The organism is Paenarthrobacter sp. NPDC057981 (genome assembly GCF_042886835.1).
Lineage (GTDB): Bacteria > Actinomycetota > Actinomycetes > Actinomycetales > Micrococcaceae > Arthrobacter.
Genome location: NZ_JBHVQI010000041.1, coordinates 1 through 25,854, shown reverse-complemented (window position 1 = coordinate 25,854; position 25,854 = coordinate 1). Strand labels below are relative to the sequence as shown.

The 25,854-nt window shown below is 63.3% G+C and carries 24 protein-coding genes and 1 tRNA gene; 6 read left to right on the top strand and 19 right to left on the bottom strand.

Annotation, left to right across the window (positions count from 1 at the left end; translation table 11 throughout):
• Positions 1-50 precede the first annotated feature (50 nt).
• Both ACFVSI_RS21655 and ACFVSI_RS21650 read right to left on the bottom strand, forming a co-directional pair.
• Positions 51-1,454, bottom strand: coding sequence for a class II 3-deoxy-7-phosphoheptulonate synthase (locus tag ACFVSI_RS21655; protein ID WP_387828413.1), 1,404 nt, complete (start codon positions 1,452-1,454; stop codon positions 51-53).
• Positions 1,455-1,537: 83 nt separating this feature from the next.
• Positions 1,538-2,311 carry a lysophospholipid acyltransferase family protein gene (locus tag ACFVSI_RS21650; RefSeq protein WP_387828417.1) on the bottom strand — a complete coding sequence of 258 codons (774 nt, stop codon included), beginning with the start codon at positions 2,309-2,311 and terminating at the stop codon, positions 1,538-1,540.
• A gap of 110 nt (positions 2,312-2,421) precedes the next feature.
• On the opposite strand from ACFVSI_RS21650, the gene ACFVSI_RS21645 reads away from it, so the two are divergent.
• The 3 genes from ACFVSI_RS21645 to ACFVSI_RS21635 are packed head-to-tail and all read left to right on the top strand — an operon-like array spanning position 2,422 to position 4,515.
• On the top strand, positions 2,422-3,207 hold the full coding sequence (locus ACFVSI_RS21645; RefSeq protein ID WP_387828411.1) for an alpha/beta hydrolase: 786 nt from the start codon (positions 2,422-2,424) through the stop codon (positions 3,205-3,207).
• Positions 3,204-4,007, top strand: coding sequence for an alpha/beta hydrolase (locus ACFVSI_RS21640; RefSeq protein WP_387828409.1), 804 nt, complete (start codon positions 3,204-3,206; stop codon positions 4,005-4,007). The genes ACFVSI_RS21645 and ACFVSI_RS21640 overlap by 4 nt, the downstream gene beginning before the upstream one ends.
• The gene (locus tag ACFVSI_RS21635) at positions 3,994-4,515 is read left to right on the top strand and encodes a hypothetical protein (protein ID WP_387828406.1); all 522 of its coding nucleotides are present in this window, start codon (positions 3,994-3,996) and stop codon (positions 4,513-4,515) included. Before ACFVSI_RS21640 ends, ACFVSI_RS21635 begins: the two co-directional genes overlap by 14 nt.
• A 29-nt stretch (positions 4,516-4,544) precedes the next feature.
• Here the strand turns inward: ACFVSI_RS21635 and ACFVSI_RS21630 are convergent, their stop codons facing one another.
• Positions 4,545-5,603 carry an ROK family protein gene (locus ACFVSI_RS21630; RefSeq protein WP_387828403.1) on the bottom strand — a complete coding sequence of 353 codons (1,059 nt, stop codon included), beginning with the start codon at positions 5,601-5,603 and terminating at the stop codon, positions 4,545-4,547.
• Positions 5,604-5,790: 187 nt separating this feature from the next.
• On the opposite strand from ACFVSI_RS21630, the gene ACFVSI_RS21625 reads away from it, so the two are divergent.
• On the top strand, positions 5,791-7,605 hold the full coding sequence (locus ACFVSI_RS21625; protein ID WP_387828401.1) for an AMP-dependent synthetase/ligase: 1,815 nt from the start codon (positions 5,791-5,793) through the stop codon (positions 7,603-7,605).
• Between the two features lie 86 nt (positions 7,606-7,691).
• Here the strand turns inward: ACFVSI_RS21625 and ACFVSI_RS21620 are convergent, their stop codons facing one another.
• On the bottom strand, positions 7,692-11,087 hold the full coding sequence (locus ACFVSI_RS21620) for a pyruvate carboxylase (protein WP_387828399.1): 3,396 nt from the start codon (positions 11,085-11,087) through the stop codon (positions 7,692-7,694).
• 301 nt (positions 11,088-11,388) lie between these two features.
• Between ACFVSI_RS21620 and ACFVSI_RS21615 the strand changes: the two genes are divergently transcribed.
• Positions 11,389-12,198, top strand: a complete 810-nt coding sequence (locus ACFVSI_RS21615; protein WP_387828396.1) for a ParA family protein — start codon at positions 11,389-11,391, stop codon at positions 12,196-12,198.
• An 88-nt stretch (positions 12,199-12,286) separates the two neighbouring features.
• On the opposite strand, the gene ACFVSI_RS21610 is transcribed toward ACFVSI_RS21615, so the two are convergent.
• The 6 genes from ACFVSI_RS21610 to ACFVSI_RS21585 all read right to left on the bottom strand — a co-directional run bounded on the left by ACFVSI_RS21610 (position 12,287) and on the right by ACFVSI_RS21585 (position 16,773).
• Positions 12,287-12,880: a MerR family transcriptional regulator gene (locus ACFVSI_RS21610; RefSeq protein ID WP_011774391.1), complete on the bottom strand. Its 594-nt coding sequence runs from the start codon at positions 12,878-12,880 to the stop codon at positions 12,287-12,289.
• Between the two features lie 234 nt (positions 12,881-13,114).
• Positions 13,115-13,618: a bifunctional nuclease family protein gene (locus ACFVSI_RS21605; protein ID WP_018779265.1), complete on the bottom strand. Its 504-nt coding sequence runs from the start codon at positions 13,616-13,618 to the stop codon at positions 13,115-13,117.
• Positions 13,618-14,334, bottom strand: coding sequence for a MerR family transcriptional regulator (locus ACFVSI_RS21600; RefSeq protein WP_387828415.1), 717 nt, complete (start codon positions 14,332-14,334; stop codon positions 13,618-13,620). Before ACFVSI_RS21600 ends, ACFVSI_RS21605 begins: the two co-directional genes overlap by 1 nt.
• 20 nt (positions 14,335-14,354) lie before the next feature.
• Positions 14,355-14,831, bottom strand: coding sequence for an FHA domain-containing protein (locus ACFVSI_RS21595; RefSeq protein WP_144662597.1), 477 nt, complete (start codon positions 14,829-14,831; stop codon positions 14,355-14,357).
• 138 nt (positions 14,832-14,969) lie between these two features.
• Complete coding sequence (gene gcvH / locus ACFVSI_RS21590; RefSeq protein ID WP_144662598.1) at positions 14,970-15,356, bottom strand: glycine cleavage system protein GcvH; 387 nt, start codon at positions 15,354-15,356, stop codon at positions 14,970-14,972.
• A gap of 208 nt (positions 15,357-15,564) precedes the next feature.
• Complete coding sequence (locus ACFVSI_RS21585; protein ID WP_387828390.1) at positions 15,565-16,773, bottom strand: MFS transporter; 1,209 nt, start codon at positions 16,771-16,773, stop codon at positions 15,565-15,567.
• A 172-nt stretch (positions 16,774-16,945) separates the two neighbouring features.
• Between ACFVSI_RS21585 and ACFVSI_RS21580 the strand changes: the two genes are divergently transcribed.
• Positions 16,946-17,392: a MarR family winged helix-turn-helix transcriptional regulator gene (locus ACFVSI_RS21580; protein WP_274258293.1), complete on the top strand. Its 447-nt coding sequence runs from the start codon at positions 16,946-16,948 to the stop codon at positions 17,390-17,392.
• Positions 17,393-17,519: 127 nt separating this feature from the next.
• Here the strand turns inward: ACFVSI_RS21580 and ACFVSI_RS21575 are convergent.
• From ACFVSI_RS21575 to ACFVSI_RS21535, 9 genes are all read right to left on the bottom strand, one after another.
• Positions 17,520-17,596 (bottom strand) — tRNA-Pro (locus tag ACFVSI_RS21575).
• A gap of 141 nt (positions 17,597-17,737) precedes the next feature.
• Positions 17,738-19,288: a ribosome biogenesis GTPase Der gene (gene der / locus ACFVSI_RS21570; protein WP_144662600.1), complete on the bottom strand. Its 1,551-nt coding sequence runs from the start codon at positions 19,286-19,288 to the stop codon at positions 17,738-17,740.
• A gap of 10 nt (positions 19,289-19,298) precedes the next feature.
• Positions 19,299-20,033 carry a lysophospholipid acyltransferase family protein gene (locus ACFVSI_RS21565; protein ID WP_387828386.1) on the bottom strand — a complete coding sequence of 245 codons (735 nt, stop codon included), beginning with the start codon at positions 20,031-20,033 and terminating at the stop codon, positions 19,299-19,301.
• Positions 20,023-20,736 carry a (d)CMP kinase gene (gene cmk, locus ACFVSI_RS21560; protein WP_387828383.1) on the bottom strand — a complete coding sequence of 238 codons (714 nt, stop codon included), beginning with the start codon at positions 20,734-20,736 and terminating at the stop codon, positions 20,023-20,025. Before cmk ends, ACFVSI_RS21565 begins: the two co-directional genes overlap by 11 nt.
• Entirely contained in the window at positions 20,736-21,842 is a 1,107-nt protein-coding gene (locus ACFVSI_RS21555) for a prephenate dehydrogenase (protein WP_387828380.1), read from the bottom strand. The genes cmk and ACFVSI_RS21555 overlap by 1 nt, the downstream gene beginning before the upstream one ends.
• Before the next feature lie 3 nt (positions 21,843-21,845).
• Entirely contained in the window at positions 21,846-23,051 is a 1,206-nt protein-coding gene (locus tag ACFVSI_RS21550) for a pseudouridine synthase (protein ID WP_387828378.1), read from the bottom strand.
• 151 nt (positions 23,052-23,202) lie between these two features.
• Entirely contained in the window at positions 23,203-23,859 is a 657-nt protein-coding gene (locus ACFVSI_RS21545; protein ID WP_387828375.1) for an SMC-Scp complex subunit ScpB, read from the bottom strand.
• The gene (locus tag ACFVSI_RS21540; protein WP_387828372.1) at positions 23,852-24,736 is read right to left on the bottom strand and encodes a segregation and condensation protein A; all 885 of its coding nucleotides are present in this window, start codon (positions 24,734-24,736) and stop codon (positions 23,852-23,854) included. The genes ACFVSI_RS21545 and ACFVSI_RS21540 overlap by 8 nt, the downstream gene beginning before the upstream one ends.
• A 6-nt stretch (positions 24,737-24,742) precedes the next feature.
• Complete coding sequence (locus ACFVSI_RS21535; RefSeq protein ID WP_144662635.1) at positions 24,743-25,642, bottom strand: ParA family protein; 900 nt, start codon at positions 25,640-25,642, stop codon at positions 24,743-24,745.
• Positions 25,643-25,854 lie beyond the last annotated feature (212 nt).

The following is a 25,854-nucleotide window of genomic DNA, read 5'->3' as shown; positions in this document are numbered from 1 at the left end:
GCCCGGGGAAACCCGGGCCGCGCCCTTATGGTGTGTGTTCGGTGGACCACCTACCGCTTGGAAAGGGCTCCGGCTACCAGGAAGGCCATCTCCAGCGACTGCATGTGGTTCAGGCGCGGGTCGCACACGGACTCGTAGCGGTCCAGGAATGCGTCCTGGTCGATCGGGTCCGCACCACCGAGGCATTCCGCGACGTCGTCGCCGGTCATCTCCACGTGCAGGCCACCCGGGACTGTACCCAGCGAGTGGTGCACTTCGAAGAAGCCACGGACTTCGTCAATGACGTCGTCGAAGTTGCGGGTCTTGTAGCCATTGGGCGAGGTCACGGTGTTCCCGTGCATCGGGTCAGTCACCCAGAGGACCTGGGCGCCGGAAGCGGTAACGCGTTCGACGACGGCGGGCAGCTTCTCGCGGATGTTCTTCGCACCCATACGGGTAATGAAGGTCAGGCGGCCGGGTTCGCGGTTCGGGTCCAGCTTGTCGATCAGGCGCAAGGCGTCGTCGCCGCTGGTGGTCGGGCCCAGCTTGACGCCGATGGGGTTGCGCACACGGGAGAGGAAGTCGACGTGGGCGTGATCCAGCTCGCGTGTCCGCTCGCCAATCCACAGGAAGTGGGAGGAAGTGTCGTAAGGCAAGCCGGTGCGGGAGTCGATGCGGGTCAAGGCGCGCTCGTAATCCAGCAGCAGCGCTTCGTGGCTGGCAAAGAATTCGACGCGCTTGAGCGCCTCGAAGTCGGCGCCGCAAGAGTCCATGAACTTGATGGCGCGGTCGATGTCGCGGGCCAGGGACTCGTAACGCGCGTGGGCCGGGTTTTCGGTGAAGCCCTTGTTCCACTGGTGGACCAGGCGGAGGTCGGCGAAACCACCCTGCGTGAACGCGCGGATCAGGTTCAGCGTGGAGGCAGAGGTGTGGTACGCCTGGAGCATCCGGCCGGCGTCGTGGGCGCGGGATTCGGGGGTGAAGTCGTATCCGTTGACGATGTCGCCGCGGTATGCCGGGAGTGTGACGCCGTTGCGGGTCTCATCGTTGGACGAGCGCGGCTTGGCGAACTGTCCGGCCATGCGGCCCATCTTGATCACGGGCATAGCGGCGCCGTACGTCAGCACGACTGCCATCTGCAGGATGGTCTTGACGCGAGCGCTGATCTTGTCTGCCGTGGCAGCCTCGAACGTTTCCGCGCAGTCACCACCCTGGAGCAGGAACGCTTTGCCTTGTGCCGCAGCCGCCAGGCGCTCCCTCAGGACATCGACTTCTCCCGCAAAGACCAGCGGCGGAACGATGGAAAGTTCCTTGACGGAGGCCTTGAAGACCTCTGCATCCGACCACGTTGGCTGCTGCGAAATCGGCAGCTCGCGCCATGCGTCGAGTCCGGGATAGTTTGCTGCTCCGCTCTGGGCGGTGCTGGCGAGTGGATCTGCGGTGGGAAGTGCGGTGTTTGCGGTAAGCTCAGTCACCCTTCAAGAGTAGTGGCCCCGGGCAGGGTTGAGGCACTGGAGGCGTAACTGATGCTGCCGGTTGCGTCACAGTTTCCATGTGTTCACTGGCCGTCGGCGCGGGGTTCGTCCCTGTCTTCTGCGATGTCGTTCGTGGCCTCTTCCGTACCCTCAAGCTTGTGGAGCGGCTCCGGGCCCTTGCCGGCGAGCCTGGCTTTGACCACGGCAGCATATTCGTCCACGTATTCCTGGCCGGAGAGGCGCATCAGTTCATACATGATTTCGTCCGTAACCGCCCTCTGAACGCCACGGTCCTCTTCCATTCCGTAGTAGCGGCTGAAGTCCAGCGGCTGTCCGAAGATGATCCCGATGCGGCGGATGTTAGGGAGTCTTTTGCCGATGGGTTGGACTTTTTCGGTTCCGATCATGGCAACGGGGACCACCGGGACGCGGGTCTGCAGTGCCAGCCTGGCAACCCCCACTTTGCCACGGTAGAGCTTGGCGTCCGGGCTCCGCGTGCCCTCGGGGTAGATTCCCAGGAGGCCACCGGAGGTGAGCACGTCCTTGCCCGCCTGCAGTGACATCTCTGAGGCCGCCCCTCCGGAACGGTCCATGGGGAGCTGATTGCTCAGCCTGAAGAACAGCGCTGTGAGCCGGCCTTTCAGCCCTTTGCCGGTGAAGTATTCCGACTTGGCGAGGAAAATCACGGGACGACGGACCATCAAGGGAAGAAAAATGGAGTCCGAGAAGGACAGATGGTTCGATGCCAGGATTGCCGCCCCGTTCTCGGGAACATTGTCCAGGCCTTTGACCCAGGGACGGAACAGGAGCTTGAGGATTGGACCCAGAAAGATCCTCTTCATGACCCAATAGAACACGCTTGTCCTCTCACGGCCGTTGGCTGGCATGCTTCCGGCACCACCGGCCGGCACTCAACTGCAACCCTACTCCAGTGAGAAATATCCGGAACAGTGACACGATGGAACGCATGACGGAACGCAACCCACCAGCAGCGACCGCTTTCCACTACGCCGGACACGGACCGAACGCCTCAACAGGGGTGGCGATCTGTCACGGCTTCACGGGCAGCCCTTTGAGCATGCTTCCGTGGGCTGAGTACCTGGCCGCGCAGGGTTTTGCTGTAACACTTCCCCTCCTGCCAGGTCACGGCACCAGCTGGCAGGATCTCGCCACAACGCGGTGGCAGGACTGGTATAACGCGTTCGAAGACAGCTACCTGGAACTCGCGGCCACCACTGAAAGCTGCTTCGTTGCCGGCCTGTCGATGGGCGGAGCCGTAGTCCTTCGGCTGGCCTCCCTTCACGACGTCCCAGGTGTGGTGTTGGTCAATCCGGGCCTTAGCTTTTACGACCGGCGCGTGAAGTACGTCGGTGCTTTGAAATACGTCATGCGGACCACCGAGCCCATCGTGGAAGACTCCGCAGCACCAGTGTTGACCGAGGCAGGCGACTACTCGAAGACACCCCTCACGGCCGTGCATGAGCTCAAGAAACTGTTTCGGTCCGCCACCCGGGGACTGCCGCACGTGAAGGCACCGACCCTGGTCTTCAAGTCGACGGTGGATGGCGTTATTCCTCCCAGCTCGGTGGATACCATCCGCAAGAACATTGACGCGACGCGTCTGAAAGTTGTGACCCTTCCGCACAGCGGGCATGTGGCCACCCTGGATGTTGACGCGCCGACCATTTTCGAAGAATCCGCGGCATTTTTCCGCCAACATGCCCATCACAGAGTAGCCTCGGAGTCATCATGAAAATGCTCCCGGATTTCTCACCGTTCCTTAGCAACTGGAGCGGAACTGGTCCGCGCGTTGGTGTGGTCATGTCGCATGGCTTCACTGGAAGCCCCCACAGCGTGAGGCCCTGGGCTGAGCATCTGGCCGCTGCCGGTTACGCCGTGAGGCTTCCGTTGCTGCCCGGTCACGGCACTACTTGGCAGGATATGGCCAAGCGCTCGTGGCAGGAATGGCACCGCGCGGTCGATGACGCCTACCTTGAATTGGCGGCCGAATGCGAGTACGTCTTCGCTGCGGGTCTGTCCATGGGCGGCACCTTGGCCTTGCGGATAGCAGCCACGCGGCCTGTTGCGGGAACAGTGGTGGTCAATCCCGGACTTGTGCTGGACGATCCACGGGCCGTCATTGTTGCCGCGCTTAAGTACGTGGTGAAGACGACTCCGGCCATCGCAAACGACATCCTCAAACCGGACCAGGACGAAGGCGCCTACGCTCGAACCCCCGTCGCCGCGGCCCACGAGCTCAAGAAGATGTACAAAAACACCGCCATGATCCTGCCACGTATCACGGCACCCGTGCGCGTCTACAAGTCCACAGTGGACAACGTGATATCCAACGCCAGCCTGGAATTCCTGCGCTCCCGCGTGCAGGCCCCGGTGGAGATCAACTACCTCCACAACAGCCACCACGTCGCCACGCTGGACAATGACGCACCCGAAATCTTCTCCGGTACTGTCGACTTCATCCACCAGACCGTAGCTGCCTTGGCCGGGCACGGGCCCTCCCCCGATAAGGATGCAGCCCATGAACAGGCCTGATCCCAACTCAGCCGACCAGAGCGCCAACAAGGACGACGACGCCGTGTGGCAGGATCTGGTAGCGCGACTGGAAGCGACGCAATCCGCTCCCGACAAACCGGAACCGGATGTCGCGGAGGCCGGACAACCAAAGCCAGGAGCCGGGAAGAGCTTCAGCGACTTCGACCCGCTGGGCCTGTCGGCGCCTTCTGCAGTGCCCTCACCTGATGCTGCCGCCGATGAACAAGGCCGCCGGCTGGGCCCTCGCGACTTTGAGGTGGACGACGACGAGGAACCGTTCGTCCCGGAGGAGCCGCCGAGCCTGGCCGGTACCGAACCCTTGACGATGTTGGCGTGGGTTGGCGCTGTGGGTGGTCCCATCGCGTTGCTCTTCACCGCCATGTTCTGGCGGTCAGCTCCGCTGGCAGCCATCCTCGGAATCGTTGCCGCCTTTGTGGCGTCGGTGGTCTTCCTCATCATGAGGCTTCCGCAGGAGAAGAACGAGGACGACGACGGCGCCCGCATCTAAGTGCCGACGCCGGGTGGTTCTCAGTGGCGTTAGCTGTGCGTCCTTCCGCTGACACGCGACAGGTCGGCGGCACCAATCATGCCGGCCCGAGGACCCAAGGCAGCGAGTTCAATCCTTGCCATGGGCCGGAATCCTCGGCCTGTGAGGTTTTTGGCAAAGGAGTCGCGGGCAGGTCCTGCCAACAGCTCTCCTGCATCGCACAGCCCGCCGCCGATCACGAACATGCCTGGGTCCAGGGCAGCGGCGAGGTTGGCAAGGCCCAGGCCCAGCCATTCACCTTGGTCCGCCAGCAACTCCCGGGATGTGACATCACCGGCAAGGGCGAGGGCAGTGACTGCCGCACCCGTAATGTTCTCCGCAATCCCTCCGGCACGTTCCAGCAACGCCCGGCCTTCGGGTGAATTGGTCCTGACGAGCTGTCGGGCTTCACGGCCCAGCGCATTTCCGGAAGCGTACTGTTCCCAGCATCCACGGTTGCCGCATTCGCAGCGGTGACCACCAGGGAAGATGATCTGGTGACCGAATTCGCCGGCCACACCGTATCGGCCCCGCTCAACCCGGCCATCCATCACCATGGCACCACCAATGCCCGTGCCCAAGGTGATGCACACGAGGCGGCTCTCGCCGTGTCCTGCTCCGAAGCGCCATTCCGCCCACGCTGCGGCATCGGCATCGTTCGTAAGAAGGACCGGGCGCCTGAGCAGTTTCTGCAGGCTGGCCCTCAGGGGCTCATTTCGCCAGGCGAGATGCGGGCTGAACAGCACCGTACCGCCGTCGAGGTCCATCCAACCGGCGGCGCCTATGCCCACCGAAGCGACGCGGTGACCGGCGCTGAGTTCGTCCACGAGCTCCACAATGGTCTGTTCCACGGCCCGCGGATCGGCCCCGGGAGTGGACCTCCGGGCTTCGGCAAGGACCCTGCCCTCGGCATCCACCACGCCGGCTGCCACTTTGGTGCCCCCGATGTCGATCCCGATGGCCAGTCCCCTGCGGCCGAGGTGGCTTCGCCGGGCAGCCCATGGAACGTCCTTCCATGCGGCGGCCGGGGGCCTGGAGTTTACGCGGGTGCTGGACCGGAATGCGGGCATCCCCTCATCCTATTCCGCCAGCCGCTGCGCCCCGGCATCGAGGGCGCCGGAAGTCCCCGAGTTGCTTGAAATGATGCTGAATCCGTAAAGTTACTCGCGAGTAGGTGAAATAGAACACACCTCTGCGAGCGGGCATACTAGAGTGAAAAGAAGCCCCTCGCGGCCCGTGGATATCAAAGGAGCTACCGTGCGTGAAATCAGTGTTCCTCCCCTCGTGAACATCTCCCCTGAAACCAACATCACGGACTTCGTGCTTCGGGAGGCGGGAAAGGCCTCCAACCCACCGCTGTTCTCCAAACTGGACAGCAGCGGCCAGTGGAAGGACATTCGGGCCACGGAGTTCCTGGAAGACGTCCGAGCGCTGGCAAAAGGGCTCATCGCCAGCGGTGTCGGCCAGGGCGACCGGGTGGGAATCATGTCCAGGACGCGCTACGAATGGTCCTTGGTGGACTTCGCGATCTGGTTTGCCGGAGCCGTGTCCGTCCCCATCTACGAAACGTCATCGCCGTCGCAGGTTGCCTGGAACCTCGGAGACTCGGGCGCCGTAGCTGCGTTCGGCGAATCCGCCCACCATGAGGACATCATCCGGCAGGCGGTTGTCGCGGAGGACATTGCCTCCGTCGCCAATGTGTGGCAGCTCGAAGGCGCCGGCCTCGATGCCCTGCGCGCCGCCGGCGCAGGGGTTCCCGACGACGAACTTGAGTCCCGCCGCTCCGCCGCCGGCCTGAGGGATGTGGCCACCATCATCTACACCTCCGGCACCACGGGCAGGCCGAAGGGTTGCGAGCTGACGCACGGCAACTTCGTGGAACTCTCCGAGAATGCGCGGGCCTCCCTGCCAGAGATCATCAACGAGTCCGGCAAGACCATCATGTTCCTGCCGCTGGCCCACGTTTTTGCCCGCTTCATCTCCGTCCTGGCCGTGGCCGGTGGCGTCCAGGTGGCCCACACCCCGGACATCAAGAACCTGCTGGGCGACCTCCAAAGCTTCCAGCCCACGTTCATCCTCGCTGTCCCGCGTGTTTTCGAGAAGGTTTACAACTCAGCACTGACCAAGGCCGAAGACGGTGGCAAGGGCGCCATCTTCCACCGGGCCGTCGACACTGCGATCGCGTACTCCAAGGCACGCCAGGACGGACGCCTCGGCCTCGGCCTGAAGATCAAGCACGCCGTGTTCGACAAACTGGTCTACGGAAAGCTTCGGGCGGCCATGGGTGGACACGTCGCCCATGCGGTATCCGGTGGCGGCCCCCTGGGCGAACGCCTGGGCCACTTCTTCCAAGGCATCGGACTGCAGATCCTCGAGGGCTACGGACTCACCGAAACCACGGCTCCCATTTCCGTCAATACCCCTTCCATGATCAGGATCGGAACCGTAGGGGCTCCCCTGCCGGGGAACTCGGTCAAAATTGCGGACGACGGCGAAATTCTCGCCAAGGGCGTCTGCGTCATGCGCGGCTACTACAAGCGCCCGGACCTCACCGAAGAGACGTTCACTCAGGATGGCTGGTTCCGCACCGGCGATATCGGCGAACTGGACAGCAACGGCTTCCTGAAGATCACCGGCCGCAAGAAGGAAATCATCGTCACGGCCGGCGGCAAGAATGTGGTGCCCGCCCTGCTGGAAGACCAAATCCGCTCCGACGCCCTGGTCTCGCAGGTTCTGGTGGTAGGCGACAACCGTCCGTTCATCGGCGCCCTGGTCACCCTGGATGAAGAAGCCTTGCCTGGCTGGCTGGAACGCCACGGCCTGCCTTCGACCACGACCTTGGAAGAGGCCACCGAGAACGCCGTCGTGAAGGCTGCTGTGCAGGAACTGATCAGCAAGGCAAATCAGTCGGTGTCCCAGGCCGAGGCCATCAAGTCCTTCCGCGTGGTCCCGGCGGACTTCACAGAAGCCTCCGGCCACCTCACACCGTCCCTGAAGGTCAAGCGCGCCCAGGTCATGAAGGACTTTGACGCAGTGATCGAGGAAATGTATTCCGCTCCGCGCGCGTCGTAGCCGGCAGCGCCTGCGCCAAGGCACGAAAGCAAAAGGAACCCCTCCCGGACCAAGTCCGGGAGGGGTTCCTTTTGCGGTGCGGACCGTTAGCTGACTACCAGCAACAAGTCACCGCCCTGCACCTGCTCCACAGCCGAGATGGCCAGGCGCGAAACGGTGCCCGCCACCGGCGTCGTAATGGAAGCTTCCATCTTCATCGCCTCGATGGTGGCCACGGTGTCGCCGGCCTTGACGGTGTCACCTGCCTTGACGGTGACGGTCACGGCGCCGGCGAACGGCGCTGCGACCTGCCCGGGCTGGGCGGGGTCGGCCTTCTCTGCAGCCTTGACGTTGCTCACCACGGAACGGTCACGGACAACCACCGGGCGGGACTGGCCGTTGAGCGTACACATGACCGTGCGCATGCCCTTCTCGTCGGCTTCTGACACGGCCTCGAGCTGGGCAATAAGGCGAACACCCTTTTCCAGCTCAATGACGTGCTCTTCACCGTGCTGGAAACCGTAAAGGTAGTCGCGGGTGTCAAGCACGGAGACGTTCCCGTAAGTTTCCACGCTCTTCAGGTAGTCCTTGGTGGGACCGGCAAAGAGGAGGCGGTTCAGCGTCTGCTGGCGCGTCTTCGAATCGCCCTTGAGGGCCTCGCTGTCCTCGGGGCTGATCTCCACATCGCGGACCTTCACACTGCGGCCTTGGAGAGCCTTGGTGCGGAAGGGCTCAGGCCAACCACCGGGAGGATCGCCGAGCTCACCGGAGAGGAAGCCGATGACAGAGTCCGGAATGTCGTAGTTCTGCGGGTTCTCGTTGAAGTCCGCGGGATCCGCGTTCAGGCCAACAAGGTGCAGGGCGAGATCGCCCACCACCTTGGAGGACGGTGTGACCTTCACGAGGCGGCCGAGAATGCGGTCCGCTGCCGTGTACATGTCCTCGATGGCCTCGAACTGCTCGCCAAGCCCCAGCGCAATTGCCTGCTGGCGGAGGTTGGACAGCTGACCGCCGGGGATCTCGTGCTGGTAGACGCGACCCGTGGGACCGGGAAGACCGGATTCAAACGGTGCATAGACGCGTCGGACGGCTTCCCAGTAGGGCTCCATGGCACCGACGTTTTCCAGGCTGAGGCCCGTGTCCCGCGGAGTGTTCGCGAGGGCAGCCACCAAAGCGGAAGCCGCAGGCTGGCTGGTGGTTCCAGCCAGAGAAGCAGCAGCAACGTCAACGGCGTCAACGCCTGCGTCCACGGCCGCCAAGAGTGTGGCCAGCTGGCCACCAGCGGTGTCGTGCGTGTGGAGGTGCACAGGCAGGTCGAACCGCTCACGCAGCGCGGTAACCAGTTTGGCCGCAGCGGCCGGGCGCAGGAGGCCGGCCATGTCCTTGATCGCGAGGATGTGTGCACCGGCGTCGACGATCTTCTGGGCCAGGTCCAGGTAGTAGTCCAGCGTGTAGAGGTCCTCGTTGGGATCCAGGAGGTTGCCGGTGTAGCACAGGGCCACCTCGGCTACGGCCGTTCCCGTTGCCCGCACGGCCCGGATGGCGGGGGCCATCTGGTTGACGTCGTTGAGGGCGTCAAAGATACGGAAAATGTCGATGCCGGTGGCCGCGGCCTCGTTGACGAAGGCTTCGGTCACCACTTCCGGGTAGGGCGTGTACCCGACGGTGTTGCGCCCGCGCAGAAGCATCTGGATACAGGTGTTCGGCAGGGCCTTGCGCAGCGCTGCCAAACGGTCCCAAGGATCTTCGCCCAGGAAGCGGAGGGCGACGTCGTAGGTGGCACCACCCCAGGCCTCAACGGAAAGCAGCTCGGGAAGCAGCGCCGTCACGGCCGGTCCCGCAGCCACGAGGTCACGGGTGCGGACACGGGTTGCCAGCAGCGACTGGTGGGCATCCCGGAACGTGGTGTCAGTGACTGCCAGGGCGTTCTGCTCACGCAAGGCCTTGGCAAAGCCCTCCGGCCCGAGCTCCTGCAAACGCTGACGCGAACCCGAGGTGGGGACGGGCCCATCTATCACCGGCAGCTTGCTGGCAGGGTCCGTGTGGACGGGCAGTTCGCCGTTGGGCTTGTTCACCGTAACGTCGGCGAGCCAGGTCAGGAGCTTGGTGCCCCGGTCTGCGGAGATGTGGGACTTGAGCAGCTCGGGGCGCTTGTCGATGAAGTCCGTGGCGACATTGCCGGCGTTGAAGTCCGGGTCTGCAAGGACAGCTTGCAGGAAGGGGATGTTGGTGGAGACACCGCGGATACGGAACTCGGCAAGGCCACGGCGGGCACGTGCAACGGCAGCGGGGTAATCACGGCCGCGGCAGGTCAGCTTCACGAGCATCGAGTCAAAGTGGGGGCTGATCTCGGCACCTGAGTAGACCGTACCGCCGTCGAGCCTTACACCGGCACCACCGGCAGAACGGTAACCGGTGATCTTGCCGACGTCGGGGCGGAAGCCATTGGCAGGGTCTTCCGTGGTAATGCGGCACTGCAGGGCTGCGCCCTTGATGGACACGGACTCCTGGCTCAATCCCAGATCTGCCAGGGTCTCCCCCGAGGCGATGCGCATCTGGGCCTGCACCAAGTCGACGTCGGTGATTTCCTCGGTGACTGTGTGCTCCACCTGGATACGGGGGTTCATTTCGATGAAGACGTGCTGGCCGGCACGCTCGCCTTCGGTGTCGACCAGGAACTCGACGGTTCCGGCATTGACGTAGTTCAGTGCTTTGGCGAATGCGACCGCGTCGCGGTAGAGCGCCTGCCGGATGTTTTCGTCCAGGTTCGGCGCCGGGGCAATTTCCACCACTTTCTGGTGGCGGCGCTGCAACGAACAGTCACGTTCGAACAGATGCATGACGTTGCCTTCGGCATCGGCCAGGATCTGAACTTCGATGTGGCGGGGACGAAGCACGGCTTGCTCAAGGAACATGGTGGGGTCGCCAAAGGCGGCGTCCGCTTCGCGCATGGCCGACTGCAGGGCTTCGGGCAGTGCTTCGCGCGTCTCGACGCGCCGCATGCCGCGGCCGCCACCGCCGGCTACCGCCTTGGCGAAGATGGGGAAGCCGATCTCCTCCGCCGCCGCAATAAGTTCATCCAGATCTTTGGACGGCTTGCTGGACTTCAGGACGGGAACGCCGGCTTTCCGCGCAGCCTCCAGGGCGGCAACCTTGTTACCTGCCAGTTCCAGCACTTCCGCCGGAGGACCCACGAACGTGATGCCTTCCGCCTTCGCGGCGCGGGCGAGGTCCGGGTTTTCGGACAGGAACCCGTAGCCAGGGTAAATGGCGTCTGCGCCGGCTTCCTTGGCGACGCGGACAACCTCCTCGACGTCCAGGTACGCACGGACGGGGTGGCCCACCTCGCCGATCAGGTAAGCTTCGTCGGCTTTCTGCCGGTGGATCGAGTTACGGTCCTCGTGCGGAAAGACGGCTACGGTCTTGGCGCCCAGTTCATAACCAGCGCGAAACGCCCTGATCGCGATTTCTCCGCGATTGGCCACCAGAATTTTCGAAAACATACTTCTCCTGCATCATTGCGGGTGGATCGGTCGGTGGTCACAGTGTGTAGTGCCGCCAGCATCAAACACAAATCTTTGTGGCAACCATCACAATGGATTCGTCATCTGGACGGTATATGCGTGCGCGCGAAACGACGCCGTGCTAATGACACCTCGATTCCCGGGGCCGGGCGCGTAGAAAGCGGGATTCGGCGCCGAAGCACCATATGATGTTGTGGGGGCTTCGGCAAGCCCCGGCTCCAGGCATTCCGGAGCCGAAGGAGCGCGATACGGCAACCGGCGTTAGGTTTTGGGTTTTCAAGTGCAAGTAGTCAGCATCAGCAGCCTCAAAGGTGGAGTGGGAAAGACGTCCGTGACCACCGGTCTGGCGTCAGCGGCCCTCGCAGCCGGCATCCCTACTTTGGTGGTGGACCTCGATCCCCACGCCGACGCCACGACCGCACTTGGAGTTCAGCCAGGTTCCCAGCAAGACATCGGCCGGATGCTGAAAAGCCCCCGGCGCGCCAGGCTCCAGGACAACGTCGCCGGCAGCAGCTGGGTTTCCAATGGCTCCAGCGACGGCACTTTGGACGTCGCCGTAGGTTCGGCTTTCACCGGGATCTACGACCGGCCGGACCTTGGCCGCCGTGACCTCCGCAGGCTGTCAGCTGTACTGGCCGGAGCCACCAACTACGACCTGGTTCTGGTGGACTGCCCTCCTTCGTTGAATGGACTGACGCGCATGGCCTGGAGCGCCAGCGACCGCGTGGTCCTCGTGGCCGAACCCGGTCTTTTCTCCGTTGCGGGCACCGAACGGACCATGCGGGCCATTCAGCTGTTCCGCCAGGAATTTGCCCCCAACCTGGCCCCGGCGGGGATCGTCGCCAACCGTGTACGCACCGGATCGGCAGAGCACACCTTCCGCCTGGCCGAAATGGAATCCATGTTCGGAGAGCTGTTGCTGACCCCGCACATCCCGGAACAAGCCAACTGGCAGCAGATCCAGGGTGCGGCCCACTCGGTCCACCACTGGCCGGGAGATTCGGCCAAGAATGCCGCCAAACTGTTCGACGCCCTTCTTGAAAGCCTCCTTGAGGGCCAAAGCTCCGTCAGGGACCGTCGCCAACGCTGACCGGCACCGGCGTTCACCATACACCTCCACAGCAGAAAGCCTCGCCCCTGGCAGGGACGAGGCTTTCTTCACGTTTAGGGGGCGGTGCCTAACCGATGCGGCGTGCGACGCGGCGCTTGCTCAACTCGTCGTCGGGAAAGGACTGCTCGGCGGCATGCTCACTGGGCAGGGCAGCCAAGCTGCCCTCCACTTCGCGCCATACGCGCCCAACGGCTATGCCGAAGACGCCTTGCCCGCCTTGTACAAGGTCAATGACCTCATCCGCGGAAGTACATTCGTAAACACTGGCGCCGTCGCTCATAAGAGTGATCTGAGCGAGGTCTTCCACTCCACGCTCGCGGAGGTGTTCAACCGCGGTTCGGATCTGCTGGAGGGAGACACCGGTGTCAAGGAGCCGCTTGACCACTTTCAGGACCAGGATGTCGCGGAATCCATAAAGCCGTTGTGATCCGGAGCCGGCCGCGCCGCGAACAGCGGGCTCGACAAGGCCCGTTCGTGCCCAGTAGTCCAGCTGGCGGTACGTGATGCCTGCTGCTTTGCACGCGGTCGGGCCGCGGTAGCCCGCGTCCTCGTCCAACACGGGAAGATCCTCTGTGAAGAGTAGACCTTGGGCGCCGGATGCGGGCGCAGCAATGCCGGCAGAGGACTGCTTCAGCTCGCCTGCTTCGCCTTTCGGACTCACGTGACCTCCTTGTTGTCAGCTCCCTTGGGGACGGTGCACACTCTGATACAACGGCAAAATGCAGCAGTGTAATTCCCGCAAGTCGGCACCTTCCAGTGTGACTTGCGCGGGCAGTGTATGCAACGGGAACTTGATACTTCGACGTTAGGCCCGCGAAGGGCCGAGGTCAAAGACCCCGGCCCCAAAATCCTGTCGTGTCGAAACTTTCACCCTCAACTTTAGGTTGAGGGTGGCTCAACCTTCAAAATCTTCAGGCTCGACGTCATCGAGGAACTCGCGGAACCGGCGCATTTCACGCTCTTCGTCCACCGTGGGATCGGGTTCGGAGTCCTCCCCTTCATCATGTTCGGTGATCCGGACGCCTGCCTCTTCCATTACGGCGTCGGCGCACCAAATACGGCACTTCGCCCGCAAAGCCAAGGCAAGAGCGTCCGAAGCGCGCGAGCTGACTACCGTGCCGTCGTCGAACTGGAGTTGGCCGTAAAAGATGTTGTCCTCTACGGCGACAATGTTCACGCTGATGATCGTGTGGCCCAGGGATTCCACGACGTCGATCAGGAGATCATGCGTCATGGGCCTCGGCGGGACCACACCCTGCTGGGCGAGGGCGATGGCACTGGCTTCGGGAGTGCCGATCCAGATCGGCACGTGCCGCTCACCGTTAAGCTCACGCAGAAGCACCAAGGGTTGGTTCGACGGCAGTTCAATCCGTACTCCGACGATTTCGACTTCTATCATCAGCTGTCCATCCGCGAGATTCGGTCGTGGACCAGAGCCCTGTGCAGGGTAAGGCAGAGATCGCTGATCTCACGCGCAGCCTCGGCAGCCCGGGCCTGCGATGCCGCATCACGCCTCGACGTCAAAGGCGCGACCGCTCTTTCCACCAAGCCGAACTCCCGTTCGGCGGCAGCCTGGAAAGGACGAAGGTGCCGTGGCTCCAGTCCGTGACCTTCCAACTGGACACAAGCCCTGGCCACCTGCAGGGCGTGTTCATCGAACTTGCCACCGACGTGGGAGATCAGTCCGAAACTGAGGAGCGATTCCAGCAGCGGCACGCTGGCACCGGACTCTGCGCGCAGTTGCTCCTCCGTGAGCGCACGGGCACGGCCCTGCACTTCTGCTGCCATCTCCGCAGAGACCGCCCTCGGGGAAACGGTGACACCCGGAGGAAGGTTGTCCGGCCGTTCGCCCCGGTCGATGGCGTCAAGGTAGTCCTTGATCACTTTGAGGGGCAGGTACTGGTCACGCTGGAGGGCAAGCACAAATCGGAGGCGCTCGACGTCGCTGTCCGCGTACTGCCTGTAGCCGGCAGGGGTCCTCTTCGGATTGATGAGTCCTTTTTCCTCGAGGAAACGGATTTTGGACGCGGTCATCCCAGGGAAATCATCGCTGAGCTGCGCCAGGACTTCCCCGATGTTCAGGACCTGCGGTCCGCGACGGTCCGGCTGGGCAATAGCCACAGGCAGGTTCCCCGTCAGACTTGGCCTGCAGGGCGGACAGGGCTGATGTAGTAGGTCAACCGGAACTTGCCGATCTGAACCTCGTTGCCGCTCTTGAGCTGCACTCGGTCAACGCGGTCGTGGTTGACGTAGGTGCCGTTGAGGCTGCCCATGTCCACGAGTTCGAAGCCCGACGCCGTGCGGATGAACTGCACGTGCTTGCGGGAGACCGTGACATCGTCGAGGAAAATGTCCGCGTCAGGATGCCGGCCAGCAGTCGTCGTATCGGCATCGAGCAGGAAGCGGGCTCCGGCATTGGGACCGCTGTGCGCAATGAGCAAAGCCGAGTTCGGCGGGAGTGCGTCCACGGATGCACGCTCTTCAGGAGCCAACTTGGGGGCAATGCTTGGCTCGTCCCATGTTGGCGTGATGCTGATCGAGGTGGTCTCCGACGTCGGCTGTTCCTCCGCGCCGTTCCCGACATTGGCTTGGTTCTTGTCGCCGCCAACCATGGAATTTCCTCCTCATCCGCTGGCAGTCCCAGACCCTGCCAGCCACTTCCGCGTCCCGGTACCGCCGGGCAAATCGGTTGCTGGCCCGTCCGCCCACTTTCCCTGAGATGGGAAAACAGCCGGGCGGGCCAGATAACTTTAGCCTACCTGTTGTTCGTACTCCGATGCACTGAGCAGGGAATCCACTGCGTCAGGTTCTGCAAGCTTTACTTCAATAAGCCAGCCTTCGCCGTACGGGTCCGAGTTGATCAGAGCGGGATCCGTGTCCAGGGCATCATTGCGATTGATGACCTCACCGGTAACCGGAGCGTAGATATCACTGACGCTCTTGGTGGATTCGACCTCCCCGACAACCTCGTTGCCGGTGACTTTGGTGCCCGGTTCCGGCATCTGTGCGTACACCACATCACCCAATGCGTCCTGCGCGAAATCGGTGATGCCAATCCGCACAACGCCATCGGCATCCGGAGCGGTGACCCACTCGTGCTCTGCGGTGTAGGAAAGTTCTTCTGGAATATTGCTCACGGGTGGCCTTTCATCGGGACAATGACGAACCTCGACGGCGGCCTGCACAGCTGGCCACCGCTGAAAGTATATGCACATTTCCCCTGCGCCCGATGGGTCTTTTCCATGATCGCGCCGAACACAAAGTACAGAGCCCGGCCCCTGGCGCCCGAACGCCGGGAAGCCCACCGCGGGTGTTCCGCGACGGGCCTCCTACATAGTCCGCGCTTTAGGCGACAGTGGCCCTGCGGGGTTCGCGTTCGACGTCGGACGGCGCCGTGGGTGCCGCCACTCCCCCGCGCTTGGCTGCTGCAGCTGCTGCCAGCATGACCAGAAGGGCGGCGACAGTGATCGCAGCGCCGGCCCAAATGGGCGAGGTGTATCCGAGACCGGCTGAAATAGTGACACCGCCAAGCCAGGCGCCCAGCGCATTGCCAAGATTGAATGCGCCGATGTTCGCACCTGATGCCAGCGTGGGCGCCGTGGAGGCAAAGTGCATGACACGCATTTGGAGGCCCGGAACGGTCGCGAACCCGAACCCGCCCATCAGTGCCAGGGAGACCAACGTGGCAATGCTGCTGGAGGCTGTAAGGGCGAAGAAGACCAAAACCACCACAAGTCCGGCAAGAATGACGATGAGCGACTTGTCCAAGGCTTTGTCAGCGGCTTTGCCACCCAGGAAGTTACCCGCGAAAAGGCCTCCACCGAAGAGCACCAACAGCCAAGGCACCGCGCTGGACTCAAAGCCGGAGACTTCGGTGAGCGTGAAGGCGATGTAAGTGAACGCTCCGAACATGCCGCCGAATCCGAGGATGGTCACGATGATGGAAAGCCACACCTGGCCGGACGCAAAGGCCCCCAGTTCGCTGCGAAGACCCTTCGCGGGCCCGGCGCTGTCCCTGGGAACCATGAGTGCGATGCCCAGCAGCGCAACGACACCAATGGCGGTAATGGCCCAAAATGTGGAACGCCAGCCGAAGTGCTGTCCCAGCAGGGTTCCGAAAGGAACGCCCAGGACGTTGGCAGCCGTCAGCCCAGTGAACATGATCGCAATGGCGCCTGCCTTTTTGTGGGCAGGTACGAGGCTTGCGGCCACCACCGAACCGATGCCGAAGAAGGCGCCGTGGCACAGCGCTGCCACAATGCGTCCGATCAACATGGCCGTGTAGGAGTCGGCTATGGCTGAGAGGAAATTGCCTGCGATGAACAATACAAGCAGGCCCATGAGCACTGGCTTGCGTGGAAGCCGGGTCACGGCGGCAGTCACCAGGAGGGCGCCAACCGTCACGCTGAGGGCATAGCCGGAAATGAACCAGCCGGCCGAAGCCTCACTGACCTGGAAGTCGGCGGCAACTTCCGGCAAAAGGCCCATGATCACGAATTCGGTCAGACCGATACCGAATCCGCCGAGGGCAAGGGCAATCAACCCTGCGGGCATGTGGAACTCCTTCATAGGGTGGTTCCCCTGGGGAAGTGGAAGTGCGCCGCCGGGAACCGTAGAATAATAGTTGCAGACGCTTTATATATAGTTGCACACGCTAGGTACTTGCGCAAGCAACTACTTTTGGATGCGTCGCGATCGACTCAATCAAGGCAGGAGCACAGCAGACATGGGCATCAAGGATGACGCCGTAGAAGTACGGGCACAGGGCTGGCGTACCCTTGCCGCCCTGCACGGAAGCATTGAGGCGGAACTGGAGAAGGCACTCCAGTCCTCCAATGAACTCTCGGTTGTGGAGTACACCGTCCTGGATGCCCTGAGCCGGCAGGACGGTTGGCACATGCGGATGCAGCAACTCGCCCGCGCCACTGCCCTCTCCAGCAGCGCCACGACCCGCCTGGTCAACCGGCTGGAAGATCGCGGGCTGTTGACCCGCATTCTGTGCGCCGACGACCGGCGCGGGATCTACACGGAGCTGACATCGGCCGGGCAAAAGCTCCTGGAAGCCGCCAAGCCCGTCCATGACGAAACCCTGGCTACAGCCCTCGAGGCCGCTGAGGCTGTACCCGAACTTGAGCCCCTGGTGAGGGCGCTCGGGGCGCTCCAGAAGGTTTAGCCACTCAGCGGGCCTGTTCGTGCGAGCCCCGCCCTGAACGGCGGGCTTGCCGAACAGGCCTGGGACCGCTCGAGGGTTTAACGACCAAAGGCCGGAATTACGTGTTTCCACGTAATTCCGGCCTTTTTGGTCGGGCTGACAGGATTTGAACCTGCGACCCCTTGACCCCCAGTCAAGTGCGCTACCAAGCTGCGCTACAGCCCGCTGGTTCCACCGTTCTCCGCCCAGGTTTTCCTCCGAAGAGTCCCACCTAAGCAGTCCGGCCGAACCACCTCCAAAAGCTTACACGAAGTTGGAGGTCGAAGACGCCATCACAGCCAAAGTGGGCTGTGATGCGCGTCTCACTTAGCGCTTCTTGCCCCGCTTCTCGCGTACGCGCATGCTGACTTCGATGGGCGTGCCCTCAAAGCCGAACGTTTCGCGGAGGCGGCGGGTGATGAAGCGACGGTATCCCGGGTCCAGGAAGCCGGTGGTGAACAGCACGAACTTGGGCGGACGGCTGGAAGCCTGGGTACCGAAGAGGATGCGCGGCTGCTTTCCACCACGGACGGGGTGCGGGTGGGCTGCCACCAGTTCACCCAGGAATGCGTTGAGGCGTCCCGTGGGGATGCGGCGGTCCCAGCTCTCCAAGGCTGTGTCCAGCGCGGGAACAAGGCGGTCCTTGTGCCAGCCGGTCTTGGCAGAGATGTTAACGCGGGGTGCCCACTCGACGTGCGCCAGGTCCTGCTCGATTTCGCGCTCGAGGTACCGGCGGCGTTCGTCGTCCAGCAGGTCCCACTTGTTGAACGCCAGGACCAACGCGCGGCCGGACTCAATGGCCAGCTGGAGGATGCGGACGTCCTGCTCACTGAGGACTTCGTCGACAGCAAGAAGGACGACGGCGACCTCCGCCTTTTCGAGCGCGGCCTGCGTACGCAAGGAAGCGTAGAAATCGGCTCCTTGGGCCATGTGCTGGCGGCGGCGGATACCTGCGGTGTCCACGAAGCGCCAGGTGCGCCCGCCGAGCTCGATGAACTCGTCGACGGGATCACGTGTGGTGCCGGCCAGCGGGTCCACGACAACACGTTCGGATCCGGCAAGCTTGTTCAGCAACGAGGACTTGCCGACGTTCGGCCGTCCGATCAGGGCAATCCTGCGCGGACCGCCTGAGCGCTCTACGCCCTCCACCAGGGAGTACTCGGGCAGGGTATCCATGACGTGGTCGAGGAGGTCGGCGACACCACGGCCGTGAAGGGCAGATACCGGGTACGGTTCACCGAAACCCAGACCCCACAGCGCGGCGGAATCGGCTTCCTGTGCAAAGTCGTCCACCTTGTTGGCGACCATGATGACGGGCTTCTTACTCTTGCGAAGCATCTTCATGACGCCTTCATCGGTGGCAGTAGCACCAACGGCAGAGTCCACCACGAAGAGAACGGCGTCGGCGAGCTCAACGGCCATTTCGGCCTGTTCGGCTACCCGGGCGTGGATGCCCTTGGCGTCGTGTTCCCATCCCCCGGTGTCCACCAGGGTGAAGTTGCGGCCGTTCCAGCGGGCCGAGTACATGACGCGGTCGCGGGTGACGCCGGGAGTGTCTTCCACGACGGCTTCGCGGCGGCCAAGGATTCGGTTGACCAAGGTGGACTTGCCGACGTTCGGACGCCCGATGATGGCCAAGACCGGGTCCAGCTTGAGGGGACCTTCCTCGCCTTCGTCGCCGTACTCACCGCTGAGCAGCGCGGCGTCTTCGTCGTCGAGTTCGTAGTCGTCCAGGCCGGCCCGGAGGGTGGCAGCACGCAGCTCCGCCTCGTCGTCGTCCAAGGCAGCCAGGTTTTCAGCCACCTGGTCGGTGCCGGTGGGCGTGTATTCGTCGTCGCCGGCTCCGTGGAGTCCGGATTTTTGAGTCGTATCGCTCATTGCACTTTCCTTAGTGGTGGTCTGCCGGCGTCCCGGCTACTTCTGATGGGCGGTGCTGCCGGGTGGGCGTCGCGGGCACAGGCTCCGCGGGTAGGCCCTGGCCCGTGGCCCGGATGGCGTCCTGGACGTGTCCGGCCAGGGCTTCGCGGATTTCCGCGGCCGCCCTGTCCATTGAAACACGCCCCGGTTCGCCCTTCCGGCGCTTCACCGTGATGGGTTCGCCAAAGCTGACATGGAGCTTGCGGCGCAGTTTGGGGATATGGTCGCGGTGCTCGTCGCCCTGCCGGGTTCCGAGGATGGCGACCGGAATGACTGTGGCTCCGGAGTTGATGGCGAGCCAGGCAACACCGTTGCTGATGCTTTCCGCGGCACCGCTCCCCCGGGTTCCTTCAGGAAGAATCCCGACGCAACGGCCGTCGTCGAGCAGTTGCTTGCCGAGGTGCAGGGCGGTGCGGTCACCGGTCCGGTCCACCGGAATCTGGCCAGAGCCCGTGAGGACCTTGCCCAGGAAGCCCGTGAACATCTCCTTCTTGACCAGGATGTGCATGGGCCGCGGCGCGGCCCCGAACATCACGGGACCGTCCAGGAAACTGATGTGGTTCGCGGCGAAAACCACCGGCCCGGCTGCGGGCACGTTGCTCTTGCCCGATACCTCGGTCCGGTAGAGCACGTGGTCCAGGATCCACCCCACCGGGCGGCTCCACAGGCGCGTCCATGCGGCCGGCAGCTTGGTTTCAGTCGCCATAGATGACCTTGCTGACAATCGCCAGTGCGGTGTCCACGGTTTCCTCGAAATCGAGGTCCGAGGAATCGAGGGTCACCACGCCATCGGCGGCCTGGGTGAAGTTCACCACCGTGGAGTCCTTGGCGTCGCGCTGGATCACCTGGGCAGCAAGCTGTTCCTTGCTCTGGGTGCCGCCCAACTGGATACCACGACGCCGGAGCCTGGCTTCCTCGCTGGCGGTCAGGAGCATGCGGACCTCGGCATTGGGCGCGACGACGGTGGTGATGTCGCGTCCTTCGACCACCATGCGGTGGTGGTGCTGGTCAATCAGCTCACGCTGACGGCGGATCAGTTCGGTGCGTGCTCCCAGCGTGGTGGCCACGGCACTGACGGACGAGGAAATCAGGGGCTCCCGGATCTCATCGGTGATATCTGTTCCGTCCACGGCCACGTATTCCTTGGAGGCACTCGTGCTCACCTCCAAGGGAATGGTCTTGGAGGCGTGCTCCACGGCCGCGCCGTCGTGGAGATCCACTCCGGTCTTGAGGCAGTACCACGTCAGGGCACGGTACATCGCTCCCGTGTCCAGGTAGGCCAGCTTCAAGCGTCGGGCAACTTCCTTGCTGACACTCGATTTTCCGGAGCCTGAAGGTCCGTCGATCGCGATCACCAGGGGCTTGCCGGGGCGTGCGACCGTCTCGGGGCCAAAGAATTCACGTGTCATTACTGGAGTACCCGCCATCCACGGTCGGTCAAAGCTTCAACAAGGAGGTCATGCTTGCTGGGAAGCACGGAAAGCTCCACCATGCCCACGTTTTGTCCCGACGAGTGGTCCAGCCGCAGGTCTTCGAGGTTCACGCCGATCTCGCCGATCTCCGTGAGCAGCTGGGCGATCTGCCCGGGCTTGTCATCCACCAGGATGGTGAGCCACGAGTAGGCCTGCGGCGGGCCGCCGTGTTTGCCCGGGATTCTGGCCTGGCCGGCATTGCCTTCACTGATCAGCTGGGCAAGGTCCAGCCGTGCACCCGGTGCCGACGGCGCTTCCAGCGTGCCAATGAGGCGGTTCAGGTCCTCACGGACACCATGCAGGATGGACACTACTTTGTCTGCGTTGCCACCGAGAATCTGCACCCATAGGGTCGGATCACTGGCGGCGATGCGGGTAGTGTCCCGGAGGCCGTTGCCTGCCAGCGAAAGAGCATGCAGGGGCGTACCCTGCAGCCGGCTGGCCAACAGCGATGACATGATCTGCGGCAAGTGCGAGACCAGGGCAACGGCTTCGTCGTGCTCGTCGGCCGTGAACTGGGAAACGATTGCACCCAGGTCTCCGGCCAGCGAACGGGCCACCTGGACGGCAGCATCGGACGTCTCCTCCGATGGGCAGATGACCCACGGCATGGACGTGAAGAGTTCACCCCTGGCCGCAACCGGCCCGGACTTTTCACGCCCGGCCATGGGGTGTGTCCCCACGTACCGGGCGAGGTCCACTCCACGCTCGCCCAATTGGGCCAGGATTGTCGCTTTGACGCTGGCAATGTCGACCACGACGGCGGCCGGGTAATCGGACAGAGCCTTCTGCACGACGTCGGCCGTTACGTCAGGCGGGGCAGCAACAACTACCAGCTGGGGTTGTTCGTCCAACTCCGCCACAGGCCGGCCCGCCCCGATGTCCACCGCGACCGCCTGGTTGGTGGGCGAGGGATCGAAAAGAAAGACCGGGACCCCGCGGCCGCGCAGGCCGAGACCGATGCTGGCTCCCAGCAGGCCTGTGCCGAGAACGACGACCGGGCCATCAAGGTGGCCCCGGCCGTGCGTACCGAATGCAGACATGCCTTAGAGCCCCACAGATGCCAGGAGGTGTCCGACTTCCTGCCTGCCGAGGTTGCGGATGCTTCCCTGGCGCTGGTCACCCAGGCCGATGGGACCAACCTTGACGCGGACCAGCCGTTCAACGGGGAAACCTACGGCGTCGAACATGCGGCGCACAATACGGTTCTTTCCGGAGTGGAGGACAACTTCGATCAGGACGTGGCCAGGGGTGGAATCGACCAGGCGGAAGGAGTCCACGGCTGCCATGCCGTCTTCAAGCTCAACGCCGTTCTTCAGTTTGGTGCCGACGCCCTGGGGGAAGGGACCACGGACCTGGACCAGGTACGTTTTGGGTACCTCGTAGGACGGGTGAGTCAAACGGTTGGCGAGTTCGCCGTCGTTCGTCAGCAGCAGCAGTCCCTCGGTGGCGACGTCAAGGCGGCCGACGTGGAACAGGCGTTCGCCCTTGTTTTTGTTGTTCTTGAGGAAGTCGCTGATGCACGGGCGGCCCTCAGGATCCTCCATGGTGGAGACAACACCCTTGGGCTTGTTGAACACCATGTAGACCAGGGTCTCGTCCAGCTGGATCCGGATGCCGTCAACGTGGATCACGGCAGCAGTGGGATCAACGCGCATTCCGAGTTCGGTGGTGACAACCCCGTCCACTTCAACGCGGCCTTCGAGGATCATTTCCTCGCACACGCGGCGGGAAGCAACGCCGGCCTGTGCCATGACCTTCTGCAGCCGAACGCCGTCGGCGTCGTGAAGTTCAGACTGCGGAACTTCCTGGCGGGGTCCACGATTGCGTCCCGGCTTCCGGACCGGGCCAAGGTTTTGGCCAAAACGTTCGCTGCCGAAAGCCTTTGACCCGAACTGCTTGGATTGCTTCGGCTTGGGCTTCAGGGCGCCCGGTGTGCCCGGGGCCTTGCCGAAGCCTGGCTTGTTGGAGCCGGGCTTACGGAACGGCTTGGCAGAACGCGATGCCTCGCCGCGGTTGTAGTCGGCGGCCGTCGTGGGGTTGTCAGGATCGAAGGGCGCGGCTTCGCGGGGCTTCGACGCTTTGAAGGGGCGCCCCTCCCCCTGCTTGAAGTTGCGCTTGCCTGCGCCGGCGCTGCGGCCGGAAAAGCCGCCGCTGGTGGAGCGGCCCGCGCCGCCCTTGGCTTCATTGCGTCCGGAGCTGTTGCGTCCCGAACCGTTACGTGGTGAACTCTGGCGTCCCGCCTGTGTCATGACCCGTCCTTGTGTAGTAATGGCCGGCTTTCCGTGCTGCAATCAACACTAGCCAGCCGGGCAGACATCGTCTGCCCCTTGTCGCTGTGCACCTTGCTAAGGTGCCGAAAATCAGTATGAAGTTGTATCGCACGGCCGCAGGAGCACGTGGCTACATCCGGCTTGCGTCGTAGTACTCGTCTATTCCTTCCAGGCCTGGAAGGTGTGGCGAGAGCTGTGGCAGTTCAGCCACCGATCCAATGCCCATGCGTTCCAGGAAATACGAGGTGGTCCGGTACAGGACAGCCCCGGATTCGGGGTCCGTTCCGGAGTCCTCTATCAAACCCCTCTGGGTGAGGGTCCTGACCACAGAATCGACATTGACGCCGCGAATGGCGGAAACCCGGGCTCTGGAGACCGGTTGCCGGTAAGCAATGACCGCCAGCGTTTCAAGCGCCGCCTGGGTAAGCCTGGCGGTCTGCCCTTCGAGGACGAACCTTCCCACGATGTCGGCGAAATCCGACCGTGAATAGATCCGCCACCCGCCGGCGACGTTCCGCAATTCAAAACCCCGGGGTGCAGTGCTGGAACCGGCAAAGCCGACAGCATCCACGTCCGGGGCTTTAACAGTATAGCCGCTATACTCCCGCTGCAGCTCATGCAGCAAATCCTCGACGACGGCGACGGTAACGTTAAGCCCGGCGGCCAGCTCTTCGGACGTCGCGGGCTGGTCAATGACCATCAGGACCGCTTCCAAGGCAGCCCGGGCACCGCCAGGCAGCTCTTCCAGCTCCGCAAGCCCGTCATTGGCCCCTGCTTCTTCATTCATTTCTGCCAGCCTCATATTCCTCGCTCAAGCTTGAGCTGTCCCATTCAGCGTCGTCGCCGGTCCACCGCACCATCAACTCGCCCAAAGGTTCGGGCTGTTCGAAGGCCACCACCCGGTCACGGAACATTTCCAACAGGGCCAGGAACCGCGCCACCACCACCAACGTGGTCTCCGCATCCCCGACCAAGGCCTGGAAGGACAAGGGCGCTCCGAGCTTCAGCCGGTGTCCCATGATTCCTGCCTGCTCCCTAACGCTGACAGGTGGGGCGTGAAGGTGACCCAGGCTCACTTCGGCAGGAGCCTCGTCCTTGGGCTTGAGCGCCTTGGCTGCCAGCTCGCCGAATTGCTCGGGCGAGTGCCGCCACACGAGTTCGGGAAGCATCGCTGCGAAGTGCGCCTCAAGGGCCACCTGTCTGGGGTACCTCCGGCCTTCCTGCTCCAGGGTTTCGCCCATGATGGCGGCGACTTGCTTGAACGCTTTGTACTGCAGGAGTCGGGCGAACAAGAGGTCTCTTGCTTCCAGGAGCGCTATGTCCTCGGCGTCCTCCACCTCTCCTGCGGGCAGGAGCCGGGCTGCCTTCAGGTCAAGCAACGTCGCGGCAATCACCAGGAATTCGCTGGCCTCATCGAGCGCCCAGTCCTCCCCCAGCTCCTGGAGTCGGCGGATGTACTTGATGAACTCATCGGTGACGGTAGCCAACGCCACTTCCGTGATGTCCAGTTTGTGCTTGGAAATCAGGCCAAGAAGGAGGTCGAACGGGCCGGTGAAGTTGGCCAGCCGGACCTCAAAGCCCGCCTTGGGCGCCTCGGAGGTTCCGGCGTCGGGCGTTTTCGCCCCGGCCGCCGCGTCACGGGCGGGGGCAACAGACAGTCCCACTGTCCGTTAGGGTGCGCCGCCGCGCGAAATGAGTTCCTTGGCCAGACGGCGGTAGGCATCGGCGCCGATGTGGTTGCCCGCGTAGCTGGTGATCGGCTCCGCGGCCACCGTGGCGTCCGCGAACTTGATGGAGCGCTTGATGACCGTCTCGAACACCTTGTCACCGAAAGCTTCCACCAGACGGGAGATGACCTCGCGACTGTGGAGTGTCCGGGCGTCGTACATGGTGGCCAGGACGCCGTCGACCTGCAGGCGCGGGTTCAGGCGGTCCTGGACTTTCTCGATGGTTTCCACCAGCAGGGCCACTGCACGCAGAGCGAAGAACTCGCAGATCAAGGGGATGATGACGCCATGGGCTGCCGTGAGCGCATTGACAGTCAACAACCCCAAGGAGGGCTGGCAGTCAATGAGTACGACGTCGTAATCGTCTTCGACGTTCTTAAGTGCGCGATCCAGGACCTGCTCCCGTGCAACCTCGTTGACGAGCTGAACTTCCGCAGCGGAGAGGTCGATGTTGGCCGGAAGGAGGTCCACGCCTTCCACCCCGGTTTGCTGGATGGCGTCCCGGATGTTCACCTTGCGGTCCATGAGGACGTTGTAGACGGTGAGGTCGAGTTCGTGCGGATTGGCCCCGAGCCCAGCCGACAAAGCACCCTGCGGATCAAAGTCCACCAGCAGGACACGCCGGCCATACTCTGCGAGCGCAGCCGCGAGGTTGATGGTGGACGTTGTTTTACCGACACCACCTTTTTGGTTGACCATGGCGATGACCCGCGCCGGACCATGGGAGGCAAGCGGGGCAGGTTCCGGGAATTCGCGGTGGGGGCGGCCCGTGGGCCCCATGACGGCGTCTTCCAGATCGAGCCCAGCGCCTTCCAGCGTAGCTGTTCCCCGTTCGATGCTCACGTATCTAACCACTCTTTCGACGACGATCTTCCCTGCCGCTGTGCCCCCGGCCGCAGCGCTACTACCCATTCAGGCTACAGGCCCCGACACGGTTATTCGGGGAACTTGACATTGTCCCTTGTTTGAGCCTTGACCCTCTAGTTGAGGTCGAAGGTTCAGCCCAAGTTCCCATCCGGTGAAAAGGAAACGGCGAAGGCCGGCACCCCGGGAGG